This window comes from Tenacibaculum sp. TB-53, from assembly GCF_059716285.2.
This window is the reverse complement of the sequence record NZ_CM202790.1, coordinates 580,662-594,508: the sequence shown is the minus strand read 5'-3', so window position 1 is coordinate 594,508 and position 13,847 is coordinate 580,662. Positions and strand designations below refer to the sequence as shown.

General features: G+C 31.6%; 15 protein-coding genes. 9 read left to right on the top strand and 6 right to left on the bottom strand.

Translation table 11 applies throughout. The features are described 5' to 3' along the window. Window positions 1-4: 4 nt before the first annotated feature. From acs to AC3VJB_RS02780, 3 genes are all read right to left on the bottom strand, one after another. Window positions 5-1,912 carry an acetate--CoA ligase gene (acs, locus tag AC3VJB_RS02790; RefSeq protein ID WP_497650649.1) on the bottom strand — a complete coding sequence of 636 codons (1,908 nt, stop codon included), beginning with the start codon at window positions 1,910-1,912 and terminating at the stop codon, window positions 5-7. A gap of 92 nt (window positions 1,913-2,004) precedes the next feature. Continuing rightward, the gene (locus AC3VJB_RS02785; RefSeq protein WP_073183101.1) at window positions 2,005-2,346 is read right to left on the bottom strand and encodes a DUF779 domain-containing protein; all 342 of its coding nucleotides are present in this window, start codon (window positions 2,344-2,346) and stop codon (window positions 2,005-2,007) included. Window positions 2,347-2,400: 54 nt separating this feature from the next. Further along, the gene (locus tag AC3VJB_RS02780) at window positions 2,401-3,900 is read right to left on the bottom strand and encodes an aldehyde dehydrogenase family protein (protein ID WP_047789724.1); all 1,500 of its coding nucleotides are present in this window, start codon (window positions 3,898-3,900) and stop codon (window positions 2,401-2,403) included. Between the two features lie 201 nt (window positions 3,901-4,101). Here AC3VJB_RS02780 and AC3VJB_RS02775 point away from each other — a divergent pair, with 201 nt between their 5' ends. Continuing rightward, window positions 4,102-5,022 carry an AraC family transcriptional regulator gene (locus AC3VJB_RS02775; RefSeq protein ID WP_159490792.1) on the top strand — a complete coding sequence of 307 codons (921 nt, stop codon included), beginning with the start codon at window positions 4,102-4,104 and terminating at the stop codon, window positions 5,020-5,022. A gap of 46 nt (window positions 5,023-5,068) precedes the next feature. After that, a complete protein-coding gene (locus AC3VJB_RS02770; protein WP_159490790.1) occupies window positions 5,069-5,848 on the top strand; it encodes a sulfite exporter TauE/SafE family protein in 780 nt (259 codons plus the stop codon). 86 nt (window positions 5,849-5,934) lie between these two features. Here AC3VJB_RS02770 and AC3VJB_RS02765 read toward each other — a convergent pair whose 3' ends face one another. Continuing rightward, the gene (locus tag AC3VJB_RS02765; RefSeq protein WP_047789721.1) at window positions 5,935-6,405 is read right to left on the bottom strand and encodes a Dps family protein; all 471 of its coding nucleotides are present in this window, start codon (window positions 6,403-6,405) and stop codon (window positions 5,935-5,937) included. Between the two features lie 116 nt (window positions 6,406-6,521). Between AC3VJB_RS02765 and AC3VJB_RS02760 the strand changes: the two genes are divergently transcribed. Beyond that, the gene (locus tag AC3VJB_RS02760; RefSeq protein WP_047789720.1) at window positions 6,522-7,463 is read left to right on the top strand and encodes a hydrogen peroxide-inducible genes activator; all 942 of its coding nucleotides are present in this window, start codon (window positions 6,522-6,524) and stop codon (window positions 7,461-7,463) included. 39 nt (window positions 7,464-7,502) lie between these two features. Next, the gene (locus AC3VJB_RS02755; RefSeq protein WP_497666721.1) at window positions 7,503-8,249 is read left to right on the top strand and encodes a hypothetical protein; all 747 of its coding nucleotides are present in this window, start codon (window positions 7,503-7,505) and stop codon (window positions 8,247-8,249) included. 47 nt (window positions 8,250-8,296) lie between these two features. On the opposite strand, the gene AC3VJB_RS02750 is transcribed toward AC3VJB_RS02755, so the two are convergent. Further along, complete coding sequence (locus AC3VJB_RS02750) at window positions 8,297-10,189, bottom strand: SulP family inorganic anion transporter (RefSeq protein WP_159611734.1); 1,893 nt, start codon at window positions 10,187-10,189, stop codon at window positions 8,297-8,299. Between the two features lie 147 nt (window positions 10,190-10,336). Between AC3VJB_RS02750 and pyrR the strand changes: the two genes are divergently transcribed. Genes pyrR through AC3VJB_RS02725 form a run of 5 tightly spaced genes read left to right on the top strand, consistent with a single transcriptional unit; the run spans window position 10,337 to window position 13,487 of the window. Beyond that, on the top strand, window positions 10,337-10,891 hold the full coding sequence (pyrR, locus tag AC3VJB_RS02745) for a bifunctional pyr operon transcriptional regulator/uracil phosphoribosyltransferase PyrR (RefSeq protein WP_073183111.1): 555 nt from the start codon (window positions 10,337-10,339) through the stop codon (window positions 10,889-10,891). 24 nt (window positions 10,892-10,915) lie between these two features. Next, on the top strand, window positions 10,916-11,848 hold the full coding sequence (locus AC3VJB_RS02740; RefSeq protein WP_497666720.1) for an aspartate carbamoyltransferase catalytic subunit: 933 nt from the start codon (window positions 10,916-10,918) through the stop codon (window positions 11,846-11,848). Window positions 11,849-11,850: 2 nt separating this feature from the next. After that, window positions 11,851-12,183, top strand: coding sequence for a hypothetical protein (locus AC3VJB_RS02735; RefSeq protein WP_047789715.1), 333 nt, complete (start codon window positions 11,851-11,853; stop codon window positions 12,181-12,183). A gap of 41 nt (window positions 12,184-12,224) precedes the next feature. Beyond that, a complete protein-coding gene (locus tag AC3VJB_RS02730; protein ID WP_073183117.1) occupies window positions 12,225-12,545 on the top strand; it encodes a T9SS type A sorting domain-containing protein in 321 nt (106 codons plus the stop codon). Further along, window positions 12,546-13,487, top strand: coding sequence for a ribonuclease Z (locus tag AC3VJB_RS02725; protein WP_173360078.1), 942 nt, complete (start codon window positions 12,546-12,548; stop codon window positions 13,485-13,487). Here the strand turns inward: AC3VJB_RS02725 and AC3VJB_RS02720 are convergent. Beyond that, entirely contained in the window at window positions 13,484-13,846 is a 363-nt protein-coding gene (locus AC3VJB_RS02720; protein WP_047789712.1) for a CoA-binding protein, read from the bottom strand. The genes AC3VJB_RS02725 and AC3VJB_RS02720 overlap by 4 nt on opposite strands. Window position 13,847: the final 1 nt, after the last annotated feature.

Here is a 13,847-nt window from a genome sequence, read left to right as displayed (position 1 = left end):
TATTTTACAATCTGTTATCAATTATATTCTGTACTACTTCTGGATTTAAAAGTGTAGAAACATCTCCTAAACTATCTAATTCATTATGTGCAATTTTTCGAAGAATACGACGCATAATTTTTCCTGAACGTGTTTTAGGTACTCCTTCAGTAAATTGAATTTTATCCAACTTCGCTATCGGACCGATATGCTCCGTAATAATTTGATTTATCTCTTTACGTAAGTTATCTTGATTTCTTACCTCTCCGGTTTCTTTCAAAATCACATAACCATATAAAGCATTTCCTTTTACTTCGTGCGGAAAACCGACTATCGCACTTTCTGCTACTGCAGGATGCTCATTAATGGCATCTTCAATAGGTGCAGTTCCTAGGTTATGTCCAGAAACTATAATTACATCATCTACTCTACCTGTAATTCGGTAATAGCCTACCTCATCACGAAGAGCACCATCACCAGTAAAATACATATCATCAAATGCTGAGAAATATGTTTCTTTATAACGCTGATGATTCCCCCATATAGTTCTTGCCATAGAAGGCCAAGGGTATTTTATACACAATCTTCCGTCAACCTGATTTCCTTTTACTTCTTTTCCGTTTTCATCCATCAATGCTATTTGAATTCCTGGTAAAGGCAATGTTGCATAAGTTGGTTTTGTTGGAGTGATATAAGGTAAAGGAGAAATCATAATTCCACCAGTTTCAGTTTGCCACCAAGTATCTACAATTGGGCTTTTCTTTTTTCCAACATTATCATTATACCAGTGCCATGCTTCTTCGTTTATAGGTTCTCCTACCGTTCCTAACACTTTTACTGATGAAAGGTTATGGCTATCAACAAATTCTAAGTTCTCTTTTGCTAATGCTCTAATTGCTGTGGGCGCCGTATAAAATTGATTTATGTTGTGCTTCTCTACAATTTCCCAAAAACGACCGAAATCTGGATAACTAGGAACGCCTTCAAACATTACAGTTGTTGCTCCGTTTGCTAACGGACCATACACAATATAACTATGCCCTGTAATCCAACCAATATCTGCGGTACACCAATACACATCATTTTCTTTATAATTGAAAACATTTTTAAACGTATATGCTGTGTACACCATGTAACCAGCTGTGGTATGTAACATTCCTTTTGGACTTCCTGTTGAACCAGAAGTGTATAAAATGAATAATGGATCTTCAGCATCCATAATCTCTGGAACACAATCTTGATAAGCTTCTTCTAATAAAGGTGCTAACCACTTATCTCGTCCTTCTTTTAATTGAATATCTGAATTAATTCTTTTAGCAACTAATACATTTTCTATAGTAGGACAATCTTCTAATGCTTCATCTACAATACTCTTTAAATCAATAGTTTTTGTCCCTCTGTAGGAACCATCTGAAGTAATTACCATTTTTGCTTCGCAATCATTAACTCTCGTTGCTAATGCTGTTGATGAAAATCCTGCAAAAACAACTGAGTGTACTGCTCCGATTCGTGCGCAAGCTAAAACCGAAATAGCTAATTCTGGAATCATTGGTAAGTAAATACAAACTCTATCTCCTTTCTTTATCCCGTGGTCTTTTAAAACATTAGCAAACTTACAAACACGTTTGTGTAGTTCTTTATAAGAAATATGTTGAGCTTCTTCTTTTGGGTTGTTGGGCTCAAATAAAATAGCTGTTTTATCTCCTCTGATATGCAAATGACGGTCGATACAGTTTTCTGTAATATTTAGCTTTGCTCCTTCAAACCATTTGAACTCAGTTTTCTCAAAATTATAGTCCAAAACGGTATCCCATTTTTTCCTCCAAACAAAATGTTCTTCTGCTATTTCTTCCCAAAATAATTCTGGATTTCTAACGGACTTTCTATATACTTGAAAATATTCTTCTAATGTTTTTACGTGGTAGTTACTCATTCTTATACTCCTTTTTATTTTAGCTTAAGCTACTAAAATAAATCATTTTTAATTGTTTATCAATTTATTAATTCTTCTTCTTAAAACATATACTAACTTTCATCTTCTTGTTGCAATAAACGTGAATGTATAATAAAACGAACTCCTAAAGGAATTTCTAATGAAAAACTTGCTCCTCTTCCTTCAGTTATATCAATGGTTAAGTGCGTGTGCTTCCAGTATTCATATTGATCTTTATTCATATAAAAAGGAACTTCATCTAACACACCTAACAGAATATCACTTTCATCTAAATACATTTCATCTTTAGGAAAAATCATTGGTGATGATCCATCACAACACCCTCCGCTTTGATGAAAAATTAATTCGCCATGTTGCTTTTTTAGTTTTTTAACTATTTCTTTTGCTGCATCTGTTATTGCTACTCTTTGCATATTATATTTTTTTATAAAATACTGAGCTTTAAAAAGCTCAGTATTTTCAAACAACTAAAAGAACCCTAACTTGTTTTTATCATACGATATCAACATGTTCTTAGTTTGACGATAGTAATCCATCATCATTAAATGGTTTTCTCTACCAAATCCTGATTTTTTATACCCTCCAAATGGTGCGTGGGCTGGATAAGCATGATAACAATTTACCCAAACTCTTCCTGCTTTAATAGCTCTTGGAATTTGATATAACTGATGTGCATCTCGTGTCCACACTCCTGCTCCTAATCCATACATGGTATCATTTGCTATTTCTAGCGCTTCTGCTTCATCTTTAAACTTTGTCACACACACAACAGGCCCAAAAATTTCCTCTTGAAATACGCGCATCTTATTGTGTCCTTCTAAAATAGTTGGTTTAATATAAAATCCATTTGCTAACTCTCCTTCTAGTGTATTAACTTCTCCTCCACATAGCACTTTCGCTCCTTCTTCTTTTCCTATTTTAATATACGCTTGAATTTTTTCATATTGATCATTTGATGCTTGTGCTCCTACCATTGTGTTTACATCATACGGACTTTTTTGTACTATTGCTTCTGTTCTTGCCACCACTCGCTCCATAAACTTATCATAGATGTCTTCTTGTACTAAAATACGTGAAGGACAGGTACAAACTTCTCCTTGATTAAAAGCAAACAACACCGCTCCTTCAATTGCTTTATCTAAAAAAGCATCATCTTCATCCATTACACTATTAAAGAAGATATTTGGAGACTTACCTCCTAACTCCATCGTAACTGGATTTAAGTTTTTAGAAGCATACTGCATGATTAACTGTCCTGTAGTAGTTTCCCCTGTAAATGCTACTTTATCAATTCTTGGGCTTGATGCTAATGGTTTTCCTGCCTCTGGACCAAAACCATGAACTACATTAATAACTCCTGGAGGAAAAACATCGGCTATTTTTTCCATTAACAATGTTGCTGATGACGGAGTTTGTTCTGCTGGTTTTAATATTACACAGTTACCTGTAGCCAATGCTGGTGGCAACTTCCACGATAACATTAAAAGAGGAAAGTTCCAAGGAATAATTTGCCCCACAACCCCCAAAGGTTCTTTAATGTTCATTGATAAGGTGTTTTGATCAAGCTCTGTTGCACTTCCTTCTTCTGCTCTAATAGCAGCAGCAAAATAGCGCCAATGATCTACCGCTAAAGGAACATCTGCATTTAATGTTTCTCGTATTGGTTTTCCATTATCACAGGTTTCTACTAATGCAAACTCTTCTAAATTTGCTTCAATTATATCTGCTACTTTATTTAGCAATGAAGCTCGTTCTGCTGCTGAAGTGTTTCCCCAACTTTCCTTCGCTGCATTGGCTGCATCTAAAGCTAGTTCTATATCTTCTTTTTGTGATCTTGGATATTTTGCTATGATGCTATTATCAACTGGAGATTTGTTTTCAAAATATTCTCCACCTAAGGGAGACACAAACTTCCCATTGATAAAATTTGCATACGTGTCTTTAAATTTTGGTTTCGTGTAACTCATAAAACTTTGTATTTTTGTTCTTTACTTAAATTAACTATCCCGAAATAACACTTCTACAATCAACCTGTATTAAAAATGAGTATTTCGTAATTTTTGTAAAATTAAAATATCATATAGTCAATATATTGAACGTATTTATTAAATTGTAACACATATCTATTATCTCAAAAAAAGGATAAATAGATTTTTGTACTATTGATTATGAACCATTTATTAAGTCGACATAAAGAAAGTAGAAAACTTACTACTTTAATAGAGAACAGAACTACGTATAATGCTGAATATGCTGAGTTGAATATTTTTGAGACTCATAAAAGTGCTGAACAGGTTTCTTTGACTTTTGATTTTCCTGTGATTGCAAGTATGCTCACTGGAAAAAAAGTAATGCATTTAGAAGGTATGGAACCTTTTGATTTTTTCCCTGGTGAATCTGTGGTAATGCCAACTAATAAAGAAATGATTATAGATTTCCCCTTGGCTGAAAAAAATAATCCTACTCAATGTTTGGCTTTAGGTATTGACTCTGATAAGATTGATGAGATAGTAGATAAGTTTAATCACAATGTTACTATAGAGCGCGAAAACAATAATTGGAAATTAAACGAAACTTCTTCTCACCTTGTTCATAATACGGATATTAATCATTTAGTTGGACGTTTAGTACATACGTTTACCGATCAAAACAAATCTAAAGACATTCTTCTTGATCTTATGATACAGGAATTGATTGTTAGATTATTACAAACGAAGGCTAAAGCTTTTATCTTAAACGATCCTTCTGGCACGCTTACAGACACCCGCATTGGTATGGTTATTAAGTTTATAAAAAACAACCTCACAAATAAAGATATTACTGTAGAATTGTTAGCTAAGAAGGCTTGTATGAGTACATCTCATTTTCATAAAAAGTTTAAAAACACCTTAGGAATTTCTCCTATTGACTACATAAACTCTGAAAAAATTAAATTTTCTAAAAAACTTATAAAGCAATCTAAAAACCTACGAATCTCTGAAATAGCTTACAAATCTGGTTTTAATAACATTAGCTATTTTAACAGACAATTTAAAAAAATGGAGATGATTACTCCTCAGCAGTTTAAAAAGTCTTTTATAAAAGAGTAAATCATTAACTTTTTAAAAAAAACTTTTATAGCTACATTTGTTTGATATGATGATATCTCTTTTTCTAGATGTTTTAAGTACTAATTTGTACATAGTCTTACTCTTTTTTATTGTGGCTATTCTATACTCTTCTGTCGGATTTGGTGGTGGTTCCAGTTACTTGGCTGTTTTAGCACTCACTGGCTTACTTTTTACACAAATAAGAGCTACAGCATTACTTTGTAATGTAATGGTTGTTACAGGTAATGTTTTACTTTATATGCAACAAAAACAATATAATTGGAAAAAGGTTATTCCGCTTACTTTATTTAGTATTCCTATGGCTTTTTTGGGTGGCTATTTACGAATAAGTCAAACTTTTTTCTTTATTCTTTTAGGTTTCACACTACTTTTTGCTGCTATTACCATGTGGAGTTCAAACAAAGTAGTTACCAACAGCAATAAAACTACCGATTTAAACATAGCAAAAAATGCAGGTTATGGCGGAATTATTGGTTTTATTTCTGGAATGGTTGGAATTGGTGGTGGTATTTTCTTAGCTCCGTTACTTCATTTAACCAATTGGGACACTCCTAAAAAAATAGCTGCTACAGCAAGCTTTTTTATTTTAGTAAATTCTATATCTGGATTGATAGGTCAATATGTGAACCCTGAATTTTCTATCGACTGGAAGCTTACTTCTATTTTATTAATTACTGTTTTTATTGGTGGTCAAATTGGTAGTAGAATGAGTAACCAATTCTTTAATTCCACACAACTGAAAAAAGCAACCGCTATTCTAATTGCCTTTGTAAGTATTCGGATTTTAATTAAGTATTTATATTAGCCAATTATTCATATTATTTTCTTCTACATAAAAAAAGCAACGTAAACACGTTGCTCTTTCATCCCCTAAACATAGATAACTATTTCTTAGCCTAACCAAGCATTCATCATCCACAATGTTTTTTCTTGTTCTGCAATAAAGTCACTCATCATTGAGTTTGTTCCTTCATCTTCTGCTTCATCAGACAAATCAAGAATTAAACGTTCTATTTTTAATAGTTCTGATAACGAATCAATAATTAATTTTACTGCTTCAACATCATTTGAAATATTTTTTCCTACTGGTACTTTTGATACACTAGTGTAATCTTCAAAAGTATGCAATGGTGTTCCTTGTAATGTTAAAATACGTTCTGCTATTAAGTCTACTTTTTCTTGTGCATCTGTATAGAATTCTTCAAACTTCATATGCAACTCAAAAAAGTTTTTCCCTTTAATATTCCAGTGTAAACCTCTTGCATTTTGGTAATATACTTGAAAGTTTGCTAGTAGGGCATTTAACTCTTTTACTAAGTTTTCAGTTTTTTGTTTATCTAATCCTAAAATTGTAGTTGACATATTGTTTTGATTTTAAGTTTTTTACTTTTTCTATTACAAATTTAAGGCAAGTTTTAACAGTTTTACTATAAACGTAATCGATTGTTTTAATATCTTTATCAAAAATTATTATTGAAATGACTATAACACAATTAAAATATACACTAGCCGTTGCTGAATATAAAAACTTCACCATAGCTGCAGAACATTGCTTTGTCACGCAACCAACGTTAAGTATGCAAATTCAGAAATTAGAAGAAGAATTAGATGCTAAAATTTTTAATCGTTCTAAAAAACCTATTGAATTAACTGAAGTTGGTAAACGTATTGTAGAACAAGCTAAAGTAATTGTTGATGAAAGTAATCGTATTATTGATATTGTACATCAACAAAAAGGCTATGTAGGTGGTGAGTTTAGACTAGGAATAATCCCTACAATTATGCCTACACTACTTCCTATGTTTTTAAAAACATTTAGTAAGAACTACCCTAAAGTTCAATTAGTTATTGAAGAATTAACTACAGAAGAAATTGTTAGAAAGTTAATGGATGGTTATATAGATGCTGCTATTGCTGCTACTCCATTAGAAAATGAAGCCATAAAAGAGCGTGTTTTATATTATGAACCTTTTGTAGGTTTAGTTCCAAGTGAACATCGATTATTTAAACAAAAGAAATTAAAAGTTGATGATTTAGAAGTTGATGATATTTTATTGTTAGAAGACGGACATTGTTTTAAAGACAGTGTAATTAATCTTTGTAGAACTAATAAAAGAAGCTCTACACATCACTTTCAGTTAGAAAGTGGAAGTTTTGATACATTAATAAAGTTATCTAAAGACGGATTAGGAATGACCTTACTTCCTTATTTAAATACGCTGGATTTAAATGAACGAGACAAAACTCATTTAAGAGAATTTGAATCTCCATCTCCTGCACGTGAAGTTAGCTTGATTTATCACAAATCGCAATTAAAAATGCAATTGATTGAAGCTTTAAAAAGTACTATTGACAGTGTAATTAGAGGCGCTATTGCTTTTAGTGATGTAGAAATTATAAGTCCACTTCAGAAAAAATAAACCTCATTAAGCTAACATTTTAAAATAACTGACCTAGCTATGGGATGGAAAATATCATGCGTAATTATTAACTCTAACAAAGAAATAGAGAAAGAAAAACTCTTAAATAGTATCGGTTTTCATAATCTAAAAAAAATAGTTCCTAAAACGTTTGAAGAGGTTATGTTACCTCCTGGTAATACCGTTTATATTACAAAATACAAAGGAAATTGGATAATATGTGAACAAGAATTACCCATAAAATCATTTGAAGAAAACACTTCCTATGAGGAAAATACACTATCTGATTTTTTCCCTGATACAGAAATATGTTCTATTGCTCTTCAAAGCACTGTTAATTTTTGGGGATATTCTGTTACTAAAAATAATCAAAAATTAAGGGTTAAAGGAGGAACATCAGAACTAGGCACCTTTATTGATTTCGGTAAACCTCTTAAAGAGGAAGAAAAACTATTATCTAAGTCAAAAATAGATGAAAATGGAAATAGGTTTTATAATTTCGATGAATTTACTGAAGGAGAATTTATTGAAGATCAAGTAGGTGAAAATTTTGTATTTGAGTTATGTACAAGGTATTTTGGAAAGCAATTGGATTCAGATGATGAGTTATTATTTGATACTAATTTCGAAGGATATAGTTTTTCAAAAACACCTACTAACATAAGAAAAGTTTCTTCTCCTCTTGATAACTTAAATAAAAACACTCAACTAAACACGAAATTCCTAAAGTATCTATTATTTATAGTTGTAATAATCATTATATGCCTAATTCTAAAAAACACATAAAAAATCCCGCTAATAGCGGGATTTTTTATTTTTTATCGCTCTGCGATTTAAAAACTATATTCTGATAAAGGTTTTGGAAAATCTTCTGGATTTGCAGCTAAGTGATAACGAGGGTCATCTACTGCTTCTTCAATAACATCTGCAAAAATCGGGCTTGCTTTATATAACAATACCTTACAATCTTCACTTAAATGTTTTAAGGTTACCTTCTTCCCTGCTTTTTGATATTTTTCTACTAATATAAAAATAGCTTCAATAGCTGAATGGTCTGAAATACGCGATTCTACAAAATCAATTTCCACGTTAGCAGGATCATTTTTAATATCAAACTTTTCGTTAAAAGCAGTAATACTTCCGAAGAATAATGGTCCCCAAATTTCGTAAATCTTAGTTCCATCTTCTTTAAAACGTTTTCTCGCTCTAATTTTTTTTGCATTTTCCCAAGCAAAAACTAATGCTGAAATAATTACCCCAACAAATACAGCAATTGCTAAATCAAAAATTACAGTTACCGCAGATACTATAATTAATACAATTGCATCCGATTTTGGAATTTTATTCATAATTCTAAAACTAGACCATGCGAACGTATCAATAACCATCATAAACATTACTCCTACTAAAGCTGCGATAGGTACTTGTTCAATATATTTATCTGCAAAAAGGATAAAAATTAATAAAGTAACCGCCATCATAACTCCTGATAAACGCCCTCTACCACCTGCGTTAATGTTAATTACTGTTTGACCAATCATACCACAACCACCAGTTCCTCCAAACAATCCACTTAACATATTTCCAGCTCCTTGTGCTACACATTCTTTATTACCATCACCTCTTGAATCTGTTAACTCATCCACTAAATTCATCGTCATTAACGTTTCAATCAACCCAACTGAAGCTGCTAAAAAGGCATACGGTGCAATAAACTTTAATGTATCTAAATTAAATGGCAAATTACTCCAAAGTTCTGCTAAATTCATTTTCTTAGAAATTTCATCAAAACCATTTAAACCAGCTCCTCCTCCATCTCTAATAAAATCTCCAACATTTATAGACTCTAATCCACCGAAAATAGATACAAACGTAACAATTAAAATAGCTGTTAACGCTGCTGGTACTTTTGTTGTTAATTTTGGAAGCAACCATATAATTAGCATCGTTAACAACACTAACCCAACCATAGTATATAGCTTTGTTCCTTGTAAAGTAGATTTTACTACCCCACTATCTTTTACTGAATAAAATCCGCCATTTTCAATATTATAAACAACTTTTTTTGTTTTTGCATCAAAAACTTGTGTTTCTGATTTTACAAAAACTTCCTTGTTTGTTTCATTATTAATAATTGAATTTCCTTTAATTGAAAACAATGCAGCACTTGATACTAGATCTTGTACCTCATTATCTGCAACTTTATACACCAACTCTTTCGATTCAGTTTTACGCATATTTTGACCAAAAATGTCCTTCTTATTTTCTTTGAACATTCCTAGTTGAGCTATAAAAATAACTATAGCTAAACCATTTACGAATCCCATCATTACTGGATGTGGAATTAACCGAACTAATTTCCCTAATTTAAATACTCCTGCTAACACTTGAATAACTCCCATTAAAACTACAGCTGCTAGTAAATAAAAGTATCCCATATTTTCTACAGGAGTATCAAACAGCAGTCCTTTTGCATGTCCTTCTTGTATCATGTTTACAAAAATTACAGCCACAGCACCAGCTGCTCCTGAAATTAAACCAGGTCTTCCTCCAAAAATTGCGGAAACAATTCCTACCACGAAAGCTCCAAACAAAGCTACAATAGGACTAATTTGAGCTACGAAAGCAAAAGCTACTACCTCTGGTATCATTGCTAACGATACCGTAATACCTGCTAACGAATCGTCTTTTATATTAATCTTCTTACTTTTAATGTATTTCATCATAATTTCTAAGAGTCTTTTGTAAAAGTGCGCAAATGTAAAGATAATTTTATAGACCAAGTTTTAGCTTTCATTAAGTTTAATTTTGTCAGCGTAAATTTTTGCCTTAATTTTGAACGTTGAACTATCAAACCAATTTGGTAGCAACAAATGAGCAGAAAAACACTACTTACTTCGAAAGAAATTGAAATCATTCTGCATCGATTAGCGTGTCAGTTAATCGAGAATCACAACGATTTTTCTAATACCGTTTTAATAGGATTACAACCTAGAGGCTCTTATTTAGCTAATCGATTGGCTAAATTATTAAGAGAAGAGTATCAAATTAAAGGCCTAAAATTAGGCTTGTTAGATATTACCTTTTATCGTGATGATTTTCGCAGAAGAGAAGAACCATTAGAAGCCACTTCTACACAAATTGACTTTTTAATTGAAGGAAAAAAGGTGGTTATTATTGATGACGTATTATTTTCAGGAAGAAGCGTTCGAAGTGCTTTAACAGCACTACAATCGTACGGAAGACCTGATAATATTGAGTTATTAGTATTAATAGATCGTCGCTTTAGCCGTCATTTACCAATTCAACCTAATTATAGAGGAAGACAAGTAGATGCCATCAATGAAGAAAAAGTAGTTGTGAACTGGCAAGAAACTCATAAAGAAGATACAATTTACCTTGAACCCAAGCCCTCAAAGCTTGATTAGTTATGATTAAAAAAACAAACTAAAATGAAGCAGTTAAGTGTTGAACATTTATTAGGAATTAAATACCTTAACAAAAATGACCTTGAGCTTATTTTTGAAACTGCCGCTCATTTTAAAGAAGTCATTAACCGACCTATAAAAAAGGTTCCTTCGTTACGTGATATTACCATCGCTAATTTATTTTTTGAAAATAGCACACGTACAAAGCTTTCTTTTGAATTAGCTGAAAAACGTTTATCTGCTGATGTTATTAATTTTTCTGCAGGGCAATCTTCAGTAAAAAAAGGAGAAACTTTAATTGATACTGTTAACAATATTTTGTCGATGAAAGTTGATATTGTTGTGATGCGACATTCAAATGTAGGAGCAGGAATTTTCTTATCAAACCATGTAAATGCTAAAATTATTAATGCTGGAGATGGCACACATGAACACCCTACCCAAGCATTATTAGATAGTTTTTCTATGCGGGAAGCTTTAAATAGCGACTTAAAAGGAAAGAAAATTGTAATTGTAGGTGATGTTTTACACTCACGTGTAGCTTTATCAAATATTTTTGCACTACAATTACAAGGAGCTAAAGTAAAAGTTTGCGGACCTAGTACGTTAATTCCTAGATACATTTCTAGTTTAGGAGTTGAAGTGGAAACAAATCTAAAAAAAGCTTTAGAGTGGTGTGATGTTGCTAATGTATTACGTGTGCAACACGAACGTATGGATATAAAATACTTTCCATCAACTAGAGAATACACACAACTTTTTGGTATTAACAAAGAAATATTAGACAGTCTTGGCAAAAAAATTGTCATAATGCACCCAGGACCTATTAACAGAGGTGTAGAACTAACAAGTGATGTTGCCGACAGTGATCAATCAATTATTCTAAACCAAGTAGAAAATGGAGTTGCTGTTCGTATGGCAGTTATTTATTTGTTAGCACAACAAATAAAAAGATAGTCATGAATATAACTGATAAAACTAATTACACCCTAGTAACTTCTGATGAAAAAACATTTTCTGACTTCTTTGAAAGCTTTGAAAATGAACATGTAAACCTTACAGATAAAAATTTAATTGTTGTAATTTCAGAAGAATTTAACCCCTCTAACAAAAATATTTTACTATTTTTGGAATACGCAGAAAAACATCAAAACAATGGCACATCTTTTGTTGTTATATCTAAAGATGTTACTATTGATGATTTTCCTGAAACTTTTAACATTGTTCCTACTTTAATTGAAGCAGAAGATGTTATAGAAATGGAAAACATTCAGCGTGATTTAGGTTTTTAACCTTTAATTTTAATAATTATCCATCCCCTAAACGATAATTTATGATAAAAAAAATACTTTTTATAACTTTTTTCTTAACTATTTCTGTTGCTTTTTCACAAGAAAAATCAATTAATAAGTTAATAGCATCTCCTAACCCTTTTACGAACAATACTACTATTTACTTTAATGCTAAACATAGTCAAACAGTTATTTTAACTGTTAGAAATGTACTAGGTAAAACTGTTTATAATAAAGAGCTTAAAGTGGTTAAGGGACGTAACTCTTTCCCTTTTCAACGTAATGATTTAAAGTCTGGTATGTACATTTATGCAATACAAAGTAATAAAGAAATAATTTCAAAACGCTTTGTAATCAAATAAATGAGTTTACACTTAACTGTTTTAGGTTGTCATTCTGCTACTCCAAGAGCTAATGCCTACCCTACCGCTCAATACTTAGAAATTAACAATCGTCATTTTTTAATTGATTGTGGAGAAGGTACACAACGCCAAATGCGAAAATACAAGGTTGGTTTTTCAAAAATAAACCATATTTTTATTTCTCATTTGCATGGTGATCATTTTTTTGGTTTGGTTGGACTCATCGCTACTTTTGGGATTCTAAACAGAGAAAAAGAGTTACATATTTACGGCCCAAAAGGCATAAAAGAAGTGACAACACTTCAGTTAAAAGTTTCAAAATCGTGGACTAAGTACCCTATTACTTTTCACGAATTAGAATCAAAAGAAAGTGAACTTATTTTTGAAGATGATAAAGTTTCTGTAAGAACCATTCCTTTAAATCATAGAGTGTATACTAACGGTTTTTTATTTACTGAAAAACCTAAACTTAGAAAGTTACACATTGAGAATATTCAGCAATATAACGAAATAGAAACTTGTGACTTTCATAACATTAAAGCTGGTAAAGATATTATTCTTTCTACAGGAGAAGTAATTCCTAATGAAGAACTTACAATTGATCCTCCTAAACCTTTAAGTTTTGCTTTCTGTAGTGATACTGCCTATAAACCAGACATTGTTCCTATCATTAAAGATGTAGACTTGTTATACCACGAAGCTACATTTTTAAAAGACAGAGAAGATTTATGTGATAAAACTAAACATTCTACTGCAGAACAAGCAGCTTCTATTGCTAGTAAAGCAAATGCAAACAAATTAATTATTGGGCATTATTCTAGCAGGTATAAAAACATTAATGATTTTAAAATTGAGGCTCAAACAGTTTTTAAGAATACTGAATTAGCGGAAGCAGGGAAACGATATAGTACTAATTCTTTTCCTGTTGAAATTTTAAATTAATACTGCTTTGTTGATAGAAGTACCAAAGTACATGCTATTTCACTCTCAATACCATTTTCCTTTAACAACTCCATAAGCTCAATATTTTCGGTTCCAGGGTTAAAAATCACTCTGCGAGGTTGTAAGTTAATTATATACTCATAATAAGATTCCTGTCGCTTTGGATTTAAATATAAAGTTACAGTATCAATATTTTCGAAAAAAATATTTTCTGTTTTAATAGCTACATCTGCAACAATTCCTTTTTGTAAACCAATTGCTACAGTTTCTATTCCATTATCTCTTAGCCTTTTAATAGCTATATTCGAATATCTAGAGGATTTTAAAGAGGCTCCTAGTACCAAAGTTCGTTTTTTCATT